Below are 17,483 nucleotides of genomic sequence, written 5' to 3'. Positions count from 1 at the left end.
TATGCTGAATGTCGAAGCAACCATCCAGGCCCAGTTCGCCAACAGCCCTTCCCTGGGCACGATCATCGAGGGCTTCAACCAGGCGATAGACCCCTCAGCCCTGATTGATGACTGGTATGAGAATGTCTGGAATCCCCAGACGGCGACAGGATGGGGCCTGGATGTCTGGGGCCGGATCGTCGGCGTCAGTCGGGTTCTGCAGATCTCAACAACTGATTATTTCGGCTTTTCGCAAGGAATGCCGGGGGCAGAGACGTTCGGGAGCGGCGCCTTTTACAACGGTGGGGCCGTCACTTCGAACTATATCCTGTCTGACGACGCTTTCCGACGTCTGATCTTTGCCAAGGCAGCTGCAAACATCTGGGACGGAACGATCTCCGCCCTGAACGCCATCCTGATGTCCCTCTTTGGGAACGAAGGCGTCCTCGTGTTCGAGTTCGTCCCCTCGCCCGTGGATATTTCCATCATTGCAAGCGGCATTCTTCCACGACCATGCGGCGTGAAGATGAACTATATTTTCACTCCACCTGTCATCAAAGACACTGATTTTGGCGGGGATCTCCTCTGATGCAGTCTGCAAACTTCCCCACGAAAATTGCGGTTCCATTTGGTGCGTCCGCAACATCCGCCAATATCCGAACGATTCCAGTCACAGCTTCCGACGCAGTTTCAGCGTCCTTCAATCTTGGCTTCCCGCCCAACACCATGATCCCAACGGACGCAGGTGGCACACCACCTGACGGCCGGGACATGAACGGCATCCTCTTCATGACCACGGCTTTGCTGCAGCAGTATTGTGCTGGCATGGTCCCTCGGTTTGATGCAGCCTTTCAGACTGCTGTAGAGGGCTACCCCATCGGGTGTGTCATTCAGGATGCGACGACAGCGGGAAAATACTGGCGTTCGACAACAGATGCCAACCTGACTGTCCCTGGAGCATCCGGGGCGTCATGGGTGGATTTCTTCTCCGGAGTTCAGAGTGGCCGGCTTCTTTCGGTCACCAATTATACCGCAAACACCACCTACACACCTTCTGCTTCGGCCACGAAAATTCTCGTAGAGATGGTGGGCGCTGGTGGCGCGGCGGGGGGATGCCCGGCTGCTGCAGGGACGAATTATGCCTCCGTCAGCACAGCGGGAGCAGCCGGGGCGTTTATCCGTGCCCTGTTTGATCTGTCCAAGATCACTCTTTCAGCGGTTCCCCTGGCGATCGGCGCGGGAGGCGTCGGAGCCGAAGGGGCGAACGGTGGCACCGGTGGCAACACCCTGTTCGGCGGATGGCTTACTGCGGGAGGCGGGTCAGGTGGAATTGCCGGAACGTCAACTGCTCCGGGCGCCGGTGGGTGGACATCCCAGTCCGGGGGCGGTGCCGCAGTGGTCGCAGAAGCCACGGGCCTCACTGTACTGGACGCCGTCCAAGGTGCGAACGGCATGAACGGGCTGCTCGTTCCAAACGGCTCCAATCCCGGGCTGCCTCTCCCGGCCCTGGGTGCAAACAGTCCTTTCGGGACGGGTGGCAATAACTCCGTCAATACGACGAGCACAGCGATCACCACCGATGCGCCCCGTGGGTATGGTTCTGGCTCAGGGGCATCTGGCAGTCAGCTCGGCGCCACGACCGGGGGGACGGGTGCTTCGGGCCTGATCCGGATCTGGGAATATTCCTGATGCACACATCCTGCCGGCGCATCGTGCGTGCGGACGTGCCACCCGCATTCCGGGTTCGCGGGATCAACGCGCCGCTCTTGCTCTCCTGGCCCCCTGCAGCTCTGAACAGCGCAACGGCGTGCAACTGACTCCATTCACGATCTGACTGACATAGCCGCCCTTTGAGGCGGCTTTTTTATTGGAGGGCCGCATGCCCGATGAAGCCGTTGGCAATACTGAGCTCCTCGAGCGTGTTGTCAGGATCGAAACCAAGCAGGAACATCTGGAAGATACGACGGGATCCCTCTCGGATCGTGTCGCCACGCTCGAGGATACCGTGAAAAACGGGTTTGCCTCTCTGAGTGCCAAGATGGACTCCCTTAACAGCCGGCGCGCCATGGTCATTGCAGGCGGATCCGGGGTCGGAGGCGGTGTTGCCGTGGGACTTTACTCCCTGGCACGCCTGCTGTGGCATCTGTAATGGCCGGCCTGAACCTCTCACAGATCAAGCGTCTGTGGATCCGGCCGGCACTCCAGGCGATTGGTCTGGATGATCCGGCACATCTCAACATCGTCACCGGTATCGGTCTGGTCGAAAGCGGCTATGTGTGGCTGGAGCAGCTCAACGGTGGGCCGGCCAAGGGCTTCTGGCAGATGGAGCCGGCCACCCATGACGACATCTGGAAGAATTCCCTTCCGGCTCCGTCCCGCTCAAGGATCGCATCGGGCCTGAACCGACTGCTCTATGGTCAGCCGCACGCAGCCGGTCTGATGATCACCTTGCCGCTCTACGGCGCGGCCATGTGCGCCACGAAAGTCCTTCTGGCCCCTGAGCCGATCCCCGCAGCCGATGATGCGGCCGGTCAGGCCCAGTACCACAAGCGCTGGTACAATTCCCCGCTCGGTTCGGCCTGCGCTCTGGCGAATATCCCTGATTTCCAGGCGGCCATTGCGGCGTGAGCCTGCTCCTCTGGGCGCTGTGGCGCCGTCATCTTCTGCGCCTGCGGGTACTCGTCTGGCGTCTCCCTGACAGAGAGAAATGACTGTGACGACAGTTACGAATTCCCAGCCATCCTGGCGGTCCTATATGGCCACAGGAAACCCGTCAGATATTGTGGCGTCTCCGACGGTTGCGGCCCAGTTTGCCGGCAAGGTCGATGCTGCAGATGGTCAGATTGGCCCGACGACCGCGCTGTTCGCTGCGAACGGAAACAACCTTTCGATCGACACGGTCCTGCTGGACGCTCATGCACTCCGGCGTGCGGGCTGCCAGCTGGATGGGATGACGGATGACGGGCCGGCCATCAATACCCTGATCGCCACAATCGGCAGCACGGTCTCATCTGGGCTGCCCGCACCTTCGGTCGCGCTGCAGCTTCCCGCAGGCGTCGTCCTGTTCATCGGTACCCCTCTTTCTACCGGAACGGTTTCTCTGTCGATTTCGGGTGGCGGCAAGGACAACACCACGATCCTGATGAAGTCAGGGGGTGCCGGTGTCATACAGCACGGTACGACGGAAACGCCCGCTGTGGGGACGCTCCAGATCCGGGACATGACCTTCGTTGACGCCAATACGTCGGGCTCCGGCGCACCTGCTGTTTCGGCTGTGTTCGCGGCGTCGCTCAGCCTGTTCGGCTGCATGTCCTGGAGCAATGTGGGATTCCGGTATTTCACCCAGGCCGGAAACTTCACGAACTGTCCCCGCGACACCGTCTGGCACAACGTCGTGGCAAACGGGCCGGACGGGACGATGCAGACGGTGGCGGGTTTCCGGTTCAACGGAACCACGGCCAATACTTTCGGTAATTTCACCAGCGTGTTCGTGGCCTGTCGGGTGGATAATTACCTCTTCGGCTGGGATTTCCATTCCATGGTCCCGTGGGAAGGGCAGCGCTTCTATGGCTGCACCGCCTATAATGGCTGGGGGTTTGTCCGGGCCTGGCTGAATCCTGCGGCTCTCGGTGGCACGAATTACCAGGCGCCCATCTGGATTTTCGACGGCTGCGACACGCAGGGCTACGGCTTCGGACTGGACCTTTATGGATGCCGCATGGTCCGGGTGCAGAAAAGCTATTTCGTGCCCAATACGCTTCCGTCCGGAATGGCCATCCCGGCTGCACCCGACGGAACAGTCCGGACATACCGCTCGATGCTGTCCTTCCGGCAATGCGGGGACGTGGTTCTGGACGGGATGAATATCGAGAGCGGGAACAACCTCGATAGCACGTCTACGCTGGTCTACGTGCATTCCGATGTGTCCTATTTCCGCTCCCGGCGGGCGACGATCATCGTTCCCGAGACCATCGCGGGCGGCTTCGAATACGCGTCCGGCAACAGCAACAATGTCTGCGGTGCGCTGGACACCTACTGGGGCGAATGGGGCGGCACGGCTGGTACCTGCGTGCTGGACCATGGCGCCAACCAGATCAACCAGGAGGCCGTTCACTATCCGACTGGCGGCATCTATTACGGTGAGGTCTCGGCGACCGGACGCTACGAACTCCTGCAGACTGCCCAGAATGTCACCATGGATAGCTCAAACCGGGTCGCGGTCACGTTTCCGACCCGGGCCGGTACGACACACCCGATTTTCATCGGAGGCGCGCCGCATCTGGAATGGAACGTCCTGGGCCAGGATACGACCGCCGGTGCGGCTTACCTCTATAACATCACGTCCACCGGGTTTGTGATCCAGTTCGCCAATGCCAGTTCAGCCACGCTGGGGCTGGAATACACCGCCAAAGGATTTTGATCATGGCGCTTTCCAAAAACGTGACGATGTCGACCGGAGCCGTGGCGGCTTACTGGTCCCTGATCTCAATGCAGGCTGTCATCGGTAGCGGGACCTGCAACGCATATCTCGGCGGATATGTGTCATCGGCAGCCCAGGCTGCCGGATCCGCTCCGCTGCAAACGCGGTTCTTCGCCTTCACAGCCGCAGATCTGGGAGTAAGCGACATCACGGCCGCGACCCAGGCCGAGGTCTACGCTGCCATCCTGACCAGGGTGAACGCCAGTGGGTCGACGGATCCGCTGAACGGAGCGACCAGCGCCTGAGTACGCCGCCTTCGGGCGGTTTTTTCATATCTGGAGAACTGAAATGGACTGGACCTCCCTGTTCCAGACGATCCTGCCGTATCTGCCGGCGCAGTATGCGGGGGATCTGGTCTCGATCCTTACCTTCCTGATCGCGGCCGCCGCTCTGGCCATGCGGTTCTGGAAGCCGCCTGCTGCCGGCAGCAGGATGGCGCTGCTCTACAAGACCATCTCCGCCCTGGCACAGTCCAGGGGCTGGAACACCAACGCCTATCAGCCCGATGCCAAGGCCCTGATGATCCCGGCCGATGCCAGCCGCGCCGTTGAAGCCGCTAGGCTGGGCCTCGATCCGGCTTCCACACACCCGAAATCGGGTGAACCGCCCAAAGTATCTGGTTGACGCGGCTTTCTCTTAGGTGCGCGCGATTTTCTTTTTCTAGAAGCATGCTCCCCTGATCGGGGATGCCAATGAATGACCTGTTCCAACCGCCCTCCGGGGCGGTTTTTTTATTGGAGGCCTCTGTGACTGATCTGAATTCCCTCACTGCGCGCCAGACGCGCCGCGGTTTCCTCGGGACAATTCTTGCCGGCTCCGCAATCGGCATGCTTGGCGCCTGCACTGTCACGAAGTCCGGAAACGTCACGACCATCACGGTCAACGTCGCCAAAGTGAAGGCTTACGGTCAGGCCGGCATCAACGCGGTCTCGACGGTCCTGTCCATCGCTGCGGTAGCTTCGGCGATCGGTGCACCGGCTGTCGCTGTGATCGAGACGGCATCGGTAGCCCTTTCGGCTGCCCTGAGCGCTTTCTCAACCGCTGCGGGATCAAGCGTGACGGTCAACTACGACGACACGACCATGAAGAGCGCGATCAACTCGGTCCTGGCAGATCTTCAGACGGTCGCTGCCGATCTGTCTTCGGCCATCACAGGCGCGAGCAGCACGGTATCCAGTTCCGTCCTGTCCGATGCGAATACGGCCCTGTCTGCTCTCAAGACCATCGTATCCGTCTTCGAAGGCATCCTCGGCGTCGTCTCCATGTCTGAACCGGCCATGACGGAAGCTCAGGCTCTCCGCATCCTGAAGGTGGCGGCCTGATGCGCCTGCTCTTCATCCTGAAAAGCCGCGAGGGAAACTGGGGCTATACCTCCGGTTCCTCCGGCCTAGCCAATTCGGTGCGCTTTGTCGTGGACATGCTCACCAGCCATGGGATCGAGGCCAAGGCCGTCGAAGTGCAGGACAACAACTGCATCGACCGGGAAGTGACGGCCTATCGTCCGACACATGTCATTGTCGAGGCCTTCTGGGTCGTGCCAGAGAAATTCGACGTTCTGAAAGCCCTTCATCCGCGCGTCCGCTGGATTGTGCGCGACCATTCCGAAACGCCTTTCCTCGCCAATGAGGGCATCGCGTTTGGCTGGACGGCGGCGTATCTGGCCCGTGGCGTAGAGGTCATGTGCAATGCGCCCCGAGCAGTCGGTGACATGCAGGTTGTCGCATCGGCATGCGCTCATCCGGAGACGCTTGTCACGTATGGGCCGAACTATTACCCGACGCCTTCGGGAGGCGAAATCAGCGCCAAGCCCATGCCGTCGGATGTGATCGATATCGGCTGTTTCGGTGCTATCCGTCCGCTCAAGAACCACATGGTTCAGGCGATTGCCGCCATGGCTTTTGCTGATGCGGCAGGCCTGTCCCTGCGCTTCCACGTCAATGCCACGCGGGTTGAAGGGAACGGCAGTCCGGTCCTCAAGAACCTGCGGGAAGTGTTCGGTGCGTCGCGGCATGAACTGGTCGAGCATGGCTGGCAGGAACACGCGGATTTCCTGCGCTTGATGGCCACGATGGACATCTGCATGCAGGTCTCCTTCACCGAGACATTCAATATCGTGGCGGCCGACGCCATGGCATCTTCCGTACCGGTTGTCGCATCAAGCGAATTCCCGTGGCTCGGGGACTATGCCTTTGCAGATCCGACATCGAGCAAGGGCATTGCGGCCCTGCTGATGGAAATCTGGGCAGAAAGTGACGTAGCCCGTTCGTATCGGCTGCATCGCCAGCGGCGCGATATGGTGAATTATAACCGGCGCTCCGAGTGCGTCTGGCTGGAGCGGTTCGCATGACCGCGACGGTTCGATTCTACTACCCGGCGGACGTATTCGGCCGCCTGATCTGCTGGCGGCTCGAAAGCGACTACAGCCACGCCACGATCGAGCTGGACGGGACGATCTATTCGGCCACCTACCCGCGGATTGTGGGGGGCGGTCCTACCGATCCAGACTTCGGGATGCCACCCCGGAACGGGCATGCCTTCACGATCCGCCTGACGGACGATGAAGCGGCACGAGCCCAGACTTACTGCAAGTCCATGCTGGGCACGTCATACGACGTTCTGGCGATGGCGGCCTGGGCCTTCCGGATCCAGTCCCTGCAACGGCCCGGCCATGCCTACTGCTTCGAATACGTTTACGACGCGCTCGCAGCTGCCGACGTGTTTTCGACATCCCGGCGGCTGGTCACGGGCGAGCAGCTTCTCAACGACCTGTATCAGGCCGGGCGGGTCGAGAATATGGCGCTTGGAAGCGCCCTGCCCTTGCGAATGCGCGCGCGCCTTCTAGGCCAGGCCGCCCCTATTTACGTCCCCGCCCCAAAGGTGAACGCATGACCCGCTGCCTCGGGAAAAAAGACCCCAAACACGACTATCGCACTTATCGCCTTGCGCCTGTTCTGGAAGCCGCATTGCCTACCGTACCCTACGCCCGCGACTGGTCCGCGTCTGTGCCCTATCAGATGTGGGGCAATGACAGATATGGCTGTTGCGCGTTCGCTGCCCACGCCGCGCTGGTGGCGACCTGGACGAAAGCAGCGCAGGGGCTGGTCGTCCTTTCGACCGACCAGGTGCTGGCAAACTATGCCGCCGTCACCGGCTTCGATCCCGCCACAGGCACAAACGACGACGGTACTGTGCTGCTGGATGAACTGAACGCATGGCGAAGGACGGGCTTCCAGCGGCCGGGTCAGACGCTCGACTATCTGACCGCGTTCGGCTCCATCCAGCCGAGCGACGAGATGAGCATCAAGCGCGGTATCGCGTTCCTTGGTGGGGTGCTGGCGGGGGTGCAGGTGCCACAGGGCTTCCTGTCGCTCGGCCTGGGTGAGACGTGGGATCTGGATACGCTTGCCGGCGATGCGCTCAAGCCTGCTGGCGGCCATGCGATCGCTCTTGTGGGCTACAATCCGGACGGCGTGTTCTTCAACACCTGGGGCGCCCGCACCTTCATGCCCTGGGCGACCTTCTCGGCAATCGCCGATGAGGCTTATGGCCTGCTGTCGCGGCAAAACTGGCTGGGCGTTCCCGGCACAGCACCGACCGGTGAGGATTTCGATGCATTGCTGGCAGAAGTCCGTGCTGCGTGATCTCCTCGCCGCCGTCATCATCCTCGTTCCCTTACTCTCGGGAATCACACTCGCCATGATCGGCGCGGCGCGGGATCTGCGGGGGGAATGACCCGCAATCCTGTGAATTCGATGGACGAGCGCGGAATCGAATTGAAGGGTTCCAGTTAGGGGGTATGAGAAACTTACGAAAAGTACTCCCATACCCTCAATAACTCTAAAAACATCGACCAGCAGTCAGCTAGCTCCAGAGGAGCTCTATCTGTCTTCTGGAGCTTCTGATCTGCTTCAGAAGTCGATCCTTGCAGTGACTTTGAAGGAGCGACCAGGCTGAGTGTAGTAGCGTTCGGAGAGAGATGAAGACGACGCTCCGTACGGGAGTGATGCGGCGTTGTAATAGGCTTTGTTGAAGATGTTGTACATTCCGGCCTGAATGCGCAGGGCGTGATAGAAAGAAGGGCTGTACCAGCCGGTAAGGTCAAAGAGGACATAACCGGGTGTCTTCCACTGACTGGTCAGTGTTCCGGTAGAGGTCAGATATTTAGCGTCGTTTCGATGCGTGGCGAATGTGGCTGACAGATCGCTGCCCCAACGGTCAGTCTTGTACCCGAAGCCAATAATTCCGCGGAAAGGTGCGACCGACGCAAGGTGGAAGTTCATGTCGGTATCGCGTCCATCCGTGTAGGAAAAGGACCCCCATGTGTGCCAGTGCTTGTCAAAGGCCCAGTGGATATTGGCTTCCGTACCGTAGATTCGAACATGGGAAAGATTGGTATAGCCGTAGCAGAGGTAATAACCTGAGCAACCGGTAATTCCGTCCATGTCTATATAGTTCTTATAATAATTGTCGTAGAAGGATACGTTGACGCCACGCTCGGAATCACCATACTTCAAGCCAACTTCCCAACCTTTGCTGCTTTCAGGCTTGAGATTGGGATTGCCGACAACCTGGTAGTAAGGTGCCGTACTGTAATTCAGATATTCTTCTGTAGCGGACGGTGCACGATAGGCCTGTGAATACAGAGCATACAGTGTCAGATCCTTCGAGACTTTTCCTTCGATGAGGACTTTGGGAGAAAAGTGGGAGCCATGAGCTCCATGCGGCAGACCGGTGTAGCCCGAATTCGCCTGATAGGAGGCGGTATTGTGAGGATCGCGCTGGAAGTAGTCAAAACGGAATCCGGGGGTGATATGGAACCATTCCTTTGCCCCCATGCCGATACGATCCTGAACCAGTGCCCCAAGGTCAGTGCCATGAACTTTCGGCATGTCCGAGAAATTATCATGCAGATAAGGACTGGATGTCGCCTGCTGGCCGGTCTGGGTTTGGTAGGTATCGGTCAGGAAAACTTCACCACCATAGGTAATGGCGTGATGGAGTGGACCGGTGAAGACATTGTTGGTGGCTGAACCTTTCACTCCATAGGACTGCACCGGCAGCGTCAGATGCTCATGGCTATAGGTCGAAGCCTTGGCAGTATCGTTGTTGAGAATATCGGTATCGGTCTTGATCTGCTGCCAGTACGCCAGAAGATGAGCCTCGCTGAAAAGCGAAGTCGGTGTTTCGCCCTGGTAATCGTAATTGCCTGAGACGCGCGAGCGCTGATTTTCGCTTTTGGTTGTGTAGTGGTCCGTGGCCGTGGATTCAGACGTCCGTGTTCGTTCATTGTAATTGCGATCAAACCATTCGCCAGTCAGACCGATCCGGTGACCGCCCTCAAAATAGTGACGGATTTTGCCTAGGAAGCTGCCCTGACTATAACTGGCAGGATCTTTAGCGGTTCGGGTGCGCCCGTAACCGTAGATGTTTCCTTCGTTCCCTGTCTCGCTGCCGTTCTGATAGCCCCCCTGGAGCAGGAAAACCGTGTTCTTGTATCGGGCTGCAAAAGCCTGATCGAGGAGAGCCGCTTCAGCGGAGCCGTTATAAGTCAGCTTCGTGATGCCGCCAAAGGTCTTTCCCGGTTTGAGGATATCTTCCGGATCCAGTGTCCGGAGTGCAATAACGCCTCCGAGGGCACCTGTGCCGAAAAAGCTGGAATCTGCGCTTTTGACCACATCAATGGCGCCGAGGGAATTGAAATCAAAAGCGCTGACACCACCCTGCGCGGTGCTGAACGACCCGGCATAGGCACCATCATTCGCCCAGGGCATGCGAACGCCATCAATGGTTGTCTGGATGCGGTTCTGATCAAGGCCGCGGATGTTGATGCTGGAATTCCCGGCACTGTAATTCACGGACGCATCCACGCGACGGGAATAATCTTCCAGGCTGTCGATCTGCCGGTCACGAAAAGTCTTGTAAGTGGTCGTTGTCGTGAGAACACCAGCCATGCCGACCGAACTGTGATCTGCATCGGGATCGAATTTCATCGAATCAATGATGTCCTGAGCCCCCTTCACCTTCACGGCCGGCAGGGCAATCGAGACCTGTGGAGACGTTGGTGTACTCGCGCTGCTTTTGGACGTGGTTGTTGAAACAGCAGATTTGGACGTCTTCGGATCGGTATTAACCGACGCTGCAACGGCAGGTGCTACGCAGGCGCAGGCGCAGGCCAGTGCCGTGGTCGCCAGCATATAGGAAAAAAAGACGCGACGTGGTCGTGGACAGAACCTTGGCATTGCGGGAAACCTCAGGCATTGCAAATGAGAATCGATCGCATGTAAGGTCCTTAAAAAGCGTCCGTCAACCGGAATTCACCGTTGTTGCTTATGATTATCGTTCGCAACAATACGAGTGTATTTTCCTGATCACATCGGACCGATCGGCATTTAAATTGCGGCCTCCCATTCAGAGAGCGGCATCTTATCGAAAGGCCCGTAGCCTGATGAACGAAACGAACACACTCCCCCTGTCGCGCCGCCTCAAGGAAGCGACAACGTCAACGCATGAGACGTTGGATCAGAGCATCATGTCGCGGAACATGTTTGCCACGACCAAGGGCTATCGCGACTTTGTGCTCCTGCAGTATCGGTTTCACCAGCATCTTGACCCTCTGTATCGTCATGAGGTGCTCGCCGGCATCATCCCGGATCTTACAGCCAGAAACCGCTTTTCGATGCTTCAGGAAGATCTGAACGATCTTGGCGAGCCTCTTCCGGCACGCCAAACCTTTTTGCCGGTGGAGGACGCCTCCGTGGCAGCCGGATGGTTGTATGTCGGGGAAGGATCCAAGCTCGGCGCCGGTTTTCTCATAAAACTTGCGCAGAAAATCGGCTTTACACCAAGCTTCGGTGCCCGACACCTCGCCCCCGATCCAGAAGGCCGGGGACTGTCATGGAACAGGTTTCGTGAAGCCATTGATCATGCGCCGGAACTGGACCCTGCGCGGTGTATCCAGGGGGCTCAGGACGCCTTCAGGCACGTCAGGAGATATCTCGAGAGTCCCGAAGATGTCCTGATGCATCCTTAAACGCCGGCCCCTCTTCAGTGCATCTCCAGGCCTGTCGCTAGAATCTTCCTGCTCAGTTTTATGTTGAAAATCTGGGCAGGATGCTGACGTGAAGTGCAAAACCCGTGCAGTCTCGTAGCTTTCTATCTATTTTACCGCAGAAAACTGCCATTTTGAGAGATTTCCACCTCCCTTGACATGGTAGGGGTCACAGGTTCAATCCCTGTTGCGCCCACCACTCGGTCCGGTAAGAAACCCCTTGAAAATTAAGCTTTTCCCAACAAGCAGTGGCCTCATTATACCCTAGCGCCTGAACGGGTTCTCGCCCCGTCCCATCCCGTCAACCACGCAAGCATGCGTCAAATACGCAGCGCATTGTCTGCCGCCAGAACGGGCTGGGAAAGCTTAATGAACGAATATCGAAGCGATCATACAGAACACCAGGCCGCAGACGGCGATCAGTGTTTCGAGAACCGACCACGTCTTTAGGGTCTGCGGAACCGTCAGGCCCAGATATTCTTTTAACTGCCAGAATCCCGCGTCGTTCATGGGCCCGAAAGCAACCGAGCCTGCACCCGTCACCAGAACCATCAACTCGGCCGACACACCTGTTGAGCGTGCAAGAATGGGGGCCACGATCCCTGATGCTGTGGCCATCGCAACGGTCGAGGAGCCGCACGCAACACGCACAATGGCAGCGAGCATCCAGGCCAGAACCAGCAGAGGGACGTGAGCGCCCAGTGCCGTATCCGTGATGGATCGTGAAACTCCGCTATCAACGAGGACACGCCCGAAGCCACCCCCTGCACCAACGAGGAGCATGATCAGGGCGGTCGGCCCCAGGCACTCATTTGTAAATCGCAGAACAGTCTCTCGCGAAAAACCCCGTGCGTGACCCAAAACATAAAATGACAGGACCGTCGCCAGCAGCAGAGCGATATCCGTATTGCCAATGAAATGCAGAATATTATTGAAGGTCGTATGAGGCGCGGCAACGCGGTCCGCCATCGAACCGGCCAGCATCAGGATCACGGGAGAGAGCACTGTGAAAACCGTGATGCCAAACCCCGGAAGATTTCCTGGCGGCTTACTGTTCACGAACTGCTTTGCGAGCGGATTGGGCCCCTCGGGGATCACTCTTGCGGAAGCGAACCGCCCAAAGACTGGCCCGGCAATCACCGCAATCGGCGTTCCGATCGCAATGCCAAGCAGAATGGTCTTTCCGATATCTGCATGATAGGCGCTCAGCGCCAGAAGCGCGGCCGGGTGCGGTGGAATGAGAGCATGCGTGATGGACAGCGCAGCCCCCATGGGAAGAGCGACACGCAGTAAAGGCGTCTGCGTCCGATCCGCCAGAACAAACGCTAGCGGAATCAGAAGCACAAAGCCGACTTCGAAAAATACGGGTAGGCCGACCAGAAGACCGATCAGCATCATGGCCCAGTCGACATGCCGACGACCCGACAGGGTCGAGATCGTAAGGACGATACGATCGGCGCCACCGGACTCCGCCAGCATTTTCCCAAGCATGGTGCCAAGGGCGATGACGGTTCCGACATGCCCCAGCACATGCCCTGCCCCCGCCTCGAACGACCCCACGACCTTGTCAGCCGGCATACCCGCAACGAGGGCCAGCAGGATCGAGACGGAAAAAAGGACGATGAACGGGTTGATCCGGAACCGGGCGATAAGAATGACAACCGCCGCAATGGCCGCGGTCGCAAGCGAGATGGCAAAGATGGAGCTCATCAAATGTCAACTTTCCTGTGGCATCCCGACATAAGAAGCCATCTTATCGAAAACCATTCCATCACAAACCCGACAGACAATGCCCCCTAACACAGTTCTGATAAATTGAAACAGAGTCACCCGCAGAAAGGCTACAGTGATACGGTAATCCCGCCATCAACCATCAGCACCTGCCCGTTGACGAAGCTTGAAGCCTGAGAAGAGAGAAATACTGCTGCTCCGACCAGTTCCTCAACCTGACCCCAGCGTCCTGCCGGCGTCCGTTTGCACAGCCAGTCCGTGAATTCTTCGTCCGCCACGAGCCTTTCGGTCATTTCCGTCGCAAAATACCCCGGTGCCAGCCCGTTGATCTGAAGTCCGTGCCTGCCCCAGTCCGTCGCCATACCTTTTGTCAGGTTTTTGACCGCTCCCTTGGTGGCCGTATAGGGCGCAATTCCCGGACGGGCGAGTTCACTCTGGACGGAACAGATATTGACGATCTTGCCCCGTCCGCGGGGAATCATGTGCCGCGCCACCGCCTGGCCGACGAAGAAAACCGCGTTGACATTGGTTGACATCAGATCATCCCAGTCCTTGCGCGAAAATTCCTCCAGAGGCGCTCGGCGCTGTATCCCGGCATTATTGATCAGAATATCGATCGGTCCCATGTCCCGCTCAATCGCCGCGACGCCGTCAATCACCGCATCCTGATCCGTCACATCGAAAACCGCCGTACTGGCTTTCAATCCTTCCGCCTCGAACCCGGACTGCGCAGAGTCCAGACTTTCAGAATTCCGGCCATTCAGGACAACCTCAGCCCCGTAGCGGGCAAGCCCCTTTGCCAGCGTCAGGCCAATTCCCCGTGACGCCCCGGTCACAAGGGCGCGCGCACCGGAGAGAGAAAAAAGATCGGGATGGGACATATCTGTCAGCCTTCAAAATCACGGTTCTGTTCTTCCTAGCAGCCTGAACCCGCCATGGATCCACAAGTCCGCGTGCGCATCGCGTGCTCTCAGACGGGCAATCAAGTTTTGTCAGAAAAACTTCCCGCCCGCTTCTGGACAGCATGAAGGTTATATGTAACATCGATAACGATAGTTTGTGTTGTTGAAATGTGATATTTCATCGCGAACAAACGTTAGGCGGACTTCGGGTATATCTTTTCTCGTGTCCCGTCTGTGCTTTTTAAGATCTGGGTGTGATTCTATGGATCTGGTTCTGGGAATTGATGTTGGAACAGGCAGTGCCCGGGCGGGTCTCTTCACGCTTGAAGGACTTAAGAAAGCCTCCTCCGTCCGGCCAATCCAGACATGGACACCGCGCCCCGGTTATGCCCAGCAATCCTCGCAGGATATCTGGGCCGCCGTCTGCGAAGCGACCCGCAGCGCTCTGGAAATGCTTGACGAACCTGGACAGGTCATTGGCATCGGTTTCGATGCAACCTGCTCCCTCGTCGTCGTTGGCGACGACGATCAGGGTCTCTCGGTAGATCCCGATGGCGCACCGGGACAGGATATCATTCTCTGGGCAGACCATCGCGCCCTTGAAGAAACGCGCGAAATCAACAGCAGTGGCCAGGACGTGCTGCGCTATGTTGGCGGTACGATTTCCCCTGAAATGGAAACGCCGAAGCTGCTCTGGCTGAAGCGCTATCTTCCTCAGGTCTATGAACAGGCGGCCCATTTCTTCGATCTTCCCGATTTCCTGACATGGCGCGCTACAGGTTCGCTATCACGTTCGGCCTGTTCGACAGCCTGCAAATGGACCTATCTCGCCCACGAAAACCGCTGGAACGAAGGATATTTCCAGTCCATTGGACTTGAAGACCTCGCACGCGACGGCTTCAGCCGCATCGGGAACGACATTCGTCCCCTCGGCGGTCTTGTCGATGGTTGCTTGAACGCTCAAGCAGCTGCGGAAATGGGAATGCCAGCCGGTATCCCCGTCGGCGTTTCCGCCATTGACGCCCATGCCGGTGGCATCGGTCTGTTCGGGTTGAATACCGAAGACTCCCTCTCGGACGATCAACTTGAGCGCTCAATATCGCTGATCTGCGGGACGTCGAGCTGTCACATGGCCGTGTCGAAAGAGGCGCGTTTCGTGCCCGGTGTGTGGGGCCCCTACTGGAACGCCATGGTTCCTGAAATGTGGCTGAACGAAGCGGGGCAGTCTGCGACGGGCGCGCTGATCGACTTCGTCATTTCCAGCCATACCTTTGGGTCTGCGCTCAGGCAGGAAGCCAAAGACGCGGGAACCAGCGTCTACGCCCTGCTGAACGCACGGATCGAGGCTCTGGAACGCAACAGCCTGCCGGGGACGATCACAGCCGACCTGCACGTGCTGCCAGACTTCCACGGCAACCGCTCCCCCCATGCCGATCCTGACCTGACCGGCATGATCAGTGGTCTGAGATTGTCAGACACGGTCGATGATCTGGCCCGGCTGTACCTCGCCACCTTGCAGGGCCTCGCCTACGGCACGAAAGACATCATCAAGGCTCTCAACGCGCAGGGCTACCGGATCGACACCATCCTCGCGACCGGCGGCAGTACCAAAAACCCGGTCTTCCTGCGCGAACATGCCAACGCTACCGGCTGCCGCATCCTGCTCCCTGCGGAGCCGGATTCCGTCCTGCTGGGCGCCGCCATCCTAGGCGCGGTCGCAAGCGGAACATACACCGATCTGCGACAGGCCATGGCACAGATGAGCCACGCGGGAGACGAGATCGTCCCCGACCCGCGCCTCGCTGCCTATCACGCCGCCAAGTGCAGCATCACGCACAACATGCTCTCGCAGCAGCTCACCTGGCGTCAGCAGATGCGTGACGTTCTGGAAAAGGAGAACACCGCCTGACGGCACAACCGTCCGACCCGTTCTGCCATTCCCGCCCTACCGAAACGCATCACCATCCCTTTCCAGAGGCCGATTTCCATGTCCCGTCTCAAAGCCACACGCACAGCCATCTGCACTCTCGCCCTTCTGCTCACGGGCTCCGCCCTGTCCAGCGCCGAAGCCGCCGGAACGCTGACGATCGCCACCGTCAACAATGGTGACATGATCGTCATGCGGCAGCTTTCCCAGGAGTTTGAGAAGGCCCATCCGGACATTCACCTGAACTGGGTCACGCTGGAAGAAAACGTCCTGCGTCAGCGCGTCACGACCGATATCGCCATGAAAACCGGTCAGTTCGATGTCGTCACCATCGGCAACTACGAAGTGCCGATCTGGGCCAAACAGGGCTGGCTTACCGAACTCAAGCCGGACGCCACCTATGACGTGAACGACATCCTGCCCTCCGTCCGCGACAGCCTGACGACGGATGGCAAGCTCTATGCCCTGCCGTTCTACGCCGAAAGCGTCATGACCTATTACCGCAAGGACCTGTTCCAGAAGGCCGGTCTGACGATGCCCGACGCGCCCACCTACGACCAGATCCGCCAGTTCGCCGACAAGATCACGGACAAGGGCAATCAGGTCTACGGTATCTGCCTGCGCGGCAAGCCGGGCTGGGGCGAGAACATGGCGTATATCTCGTCGCTCGCCAACACGTTCGGTGCGCAGTGGTTCGACATGTCCTGGAAGCCGACCATGACGTCCGATGCGTGGAAAGCGACCCTGAACTGGTACGTCTCGGCTCTGAAGGCAGACGGTCCTCCGGGCGCCACCTCCAACGGCTTCAACGAGAATCTGGCCCTGTTCGCCAGCGGCCATTGCGGCATCTGGATTGATTCCACCGTCGCAGGCGGCCTGCTGTTCGATCCCAAACAGTCCCAGGTCGCCGACAAGGTCGGTTTCGCACCTTCCCCCAAAGGCCCTTATGGCAAAGGCCCGACCTGGCTGTGGAGCTGGAGCCTCGCCGTCCCCGTCAGCTCCCATCAGAGCGCAGATGCCCAGACCTTCATTACGTGGGCAACGTCCAAGGACTACGTGAAACTGGTCGCCGCACAGAAAGGCTGGGTCGCCGTTCCGGCCGGAACCCGCGCCTCCACCTATGCCGCGCCGGAATACGTCAAGGCGGCCCCCTTCGCGTCCTTCGTGCTGAACGCCATCAAGACGGCTGATCCGAACGGCCCGACCGCCCAGCCGCGTCCCTATACCGGTGCGCAGTTCGTCGGTATCCCGGAATTCCAGGCCATCGGCACCCAGGTCGGCCAGACCGTTGCTGCGACCCTGTCCGATCAGATGACCGTCGATCAGGCCCTGACCTCCGCCCAGGCTTCGATCACCCGCGCGCTCCGCCAGTCCGGCCGCGCGCGATAACGCCGCCCGATCAAGGTTAACAATACC

17 protein-coding genes are annotated in these 17,483 nt (G+C 58.9%); 14 read left to right on the top strand and 3 right to left on the bottom strand.

All coding sequences use genetic code 11. The features are described 5' to 3' along the window. Position 1 precedes the first annotated feature (1 nt). The 11 genes from GLS_RS11750 (at position 2) to GLS_RS11695 (ending at position 8,100) form a co-directional block, all read left to right on the top strand. On the top strand, positions 2-568 hold the full coding sequence (locus GLS_RS11750) for a DUF2612 domain-containing protein (RefSeq protein ID WP_052327580.1): 567 nt from the start codon (positions 2-4) through the stop codon (positions 566-568). Beyond that, the gene (locus GLS_RS13005; protein ID WP_052327579.1) at positions 568-1,668 is read left to right on the top strand and encodes a glycine-rich domain-containing protein; all 1,101 of its coding nucleotides are present in this window, start codon (positions 568-570) and stop codon (positions 1,666-1,668) included. The genes GLS_RS11750 and GLS_RS13005 overlap by 1 nt, the downstream gene beginning before the upstream one ends. A 190-nt stretch (positions 1,669-1,858) precedes the next feature. Continuing rightward, positions 1,859-2,128 carry a hypothetical protein gene (locus GLS_RS11735; RefSeq protein ID WP_062368190.1) on the top strand — a complete coding sequence of 90 codons (270 nt, stop codon included), beginning with the start codon at positions 1,859-1,861 and terminating at the stop codon, positions 2,126-2,128. Next, positions 2,128-2,607 (top strand): hypothetical protein, encoded by a 480-nt coding sequence (locus GLS_RS11730; protein WP_041112357.1) that lies wholly within the window; start codon positions 2,128-2,130, stop codon positions 2,605-2,607. Before GLS_RS11735 ends, GLS_RS11730 begins: the two co-directional genes overlap by 1 nt. Positions 2,608-2,734: 127 nt before the next feature. Next, positions 2,735-4,399 (top strand): hypothetical protein, encoded by a 1,665-nt coding sequence (locus GLS_RS11725; protein WP_148295932.1) that lies wholly within the window; start codon positions 2,735-2,737, stop codon positions 4,397-4,399. Between the two features lie 2 nt (positions 4,400-4,401). Continuing rightward, positions 4,402-4,704: a hypothetical protein gene (locus tag GLS_RS11720; protein WP_041112355.1), complete on the top strand. Its 303-nt coding sequence runs from the start codon at positions 4,402-4,404 to the stop codon at positions 4,702-4,704. A gap of 43 nt (positions 4,705-4,747) precedes the next feature. After that, positions 4,748-5,083, top strand: coding sequence for a hypothetical protein (locus tag GLS_RS11715; protein ID WP_041112354.1), 336 nt, complete (start codon positions 4,748-4,750; stop codon positions 5,081-5,083). A gap of 122 nt (positions 5,084-5,205) precedes the next feature. Continuing rightward, positions 5,206-5,781: a hypothetical protein gene (locus tag GLS_RS11710; RefSeq protein WP_052327667.1), complete on the top strand. Its 576-nt coding sequence runs from the start codon at positions 5,206-5,208 to the stop codon at positions 5,779-5,781. Beyond that, on the top strand, positions 5,781-6,806 hold the full coding sequence (locus GLS_RS11705; protein ID WP_041112353.1) for a glycosyltransferase: 1,026 nt from the start codon (positions 5,781-5,783) through the stop codon (positions 6,804-6,806). Before GLS_RS11710 ends, GLS_RS11705 begins: the two co-directional genes overlap by 1 nt. Next, positions 6,803-7,348 carry a hypothetical protein gene (locus GLS_RS11700; RefSeq protein WP_041112352.1) on the top strand — a complete coding sequence of 182 codons (546 nt, stop codon included), beginning with the start codon at positions 6,803-6,805 and terminating at the stop codon, positions 7,346-7,348. The genes GLS_RS11705 and GLS_RS11700 overlap by 4 nt, the downstream gene beginning before the upstream one ends. Next, on the top strand, positions 7,345-8,100 hold the full coding sequence (locus GLS_RS11695; protein WP_041112351.1) for a C1 family peptidase: 756 nt from the start codon (positions 7,345-7,347) through the stop codon (positions 8,098-8,100). Before GLS_RS11700 ends, GLS_RS11695 begins: the two co-directional genes overlap by 4 nt. A gap of 267 nt (positions 8,101-8,367) precedes the next feature. Here the strand turns inward: GLS_RS11695 and GLS_RS11690 are convergent, their stop codons facing one another. Next, positions 8,368-10,653 carry a TonB-dependent hemoglobin/transferrin/lactoferrin family receptor gene (locus tag GLS_RS11690; RefSeq protein ID WP_041112350.1) on the bottom strand — a complete coding sequence of 762 codons (2,286 nt, stop codon included), beginning with the start codon at positions 10,651-10,653 and terminating at the stop codon, positions 8,368-8,370. Between the two features lie 20 nt (positions 10,654-10,673). Here GLS_RS11690 and GLS_RS11685 point away from each other — a divergent pair, with 20 nt between their 5' ends. Continuing rightward, positions 10,674-11,489, top strand: a complete 816-nt coding sequence (locus tag GLS_RS11685; protein ID WP_226986584.1) for a biliverdin-producing heme oxygenase — start codon at positions 10,674-10,676, stop codon at positions 11,487-11,489. Positions 11,490-11,873: 384 nt separating this feature from the next. On the opposite strand, the gene GLS_RS11680 is transcribed toward GLS_RS11685, so the two are convergent. Next, positions 11,874-13,217, bottom strand: coding sequence for a GntT/GntP/DsdX family permease (locus GLS_RS11680; RefSeq protein ID WP_024717195.1), 1,344 nt, complete (start codon positions 13,215-13,217; stop codon positions 11,874-11,876). Positions 13,218-13,348: 131 nt separating this feature from the next. After that, positions 13,349-14,119, bottom strand: a complete 771-nt coding sequence (locus tag GLS_RS11675) for an SDR family oxidoreductase (RefSeq protein WP_052327578.1) — start codon at positions 14,117-14,119, stop codon at positions 13,349-13,351. A gap of 283 nt (positions 14,120-14,402) precedes the next feature. Between GLS_RS11675 and GLS_RS11670 the strand changes: the two genes are divergently transcribed. Continuing rightward, complete coding sequence (locus GLS_RS11670) at positions 14,403-16,049, top strand: FGGY-family carbohydrate kinase (protein ID WP_041112347.1); 1,647 nt, start codon at positions 14,403-14,405, stop codon at positions 16,047-16,049. A gap of 78 nt (positions 16,050-16,127) precedes the next feature. Then, positions 16,128-17,456, top strand: coding sequence for an ABC transporter substrate-binding protein (locus GLS_RS11665; protein ID WP_024717196.1), 1,329 nt, complete (start codon positions 16,128-16,130; stop codon positions 17,454-17,456). The last annotated feature ends 27 nt before the right edge of the window (positions 17,457-17,483 follow it).

Origin of the sequence: Gluconobacter oxydans DSM 3504 (assembly GCF_000583855.1) — a bacterium.
GTDB lineage: Bacteria > Pseudomonadota > Alphaproteobacteria > Acetobacterales > Acetobacteraceae > Gluconobacter > Gluconobacter oxydans.
The sequence above is the reverse complement of the archived record's forward strand: the minus strand, read 5'-3'. Positions and strand labels throughout refer to the sequence as shown.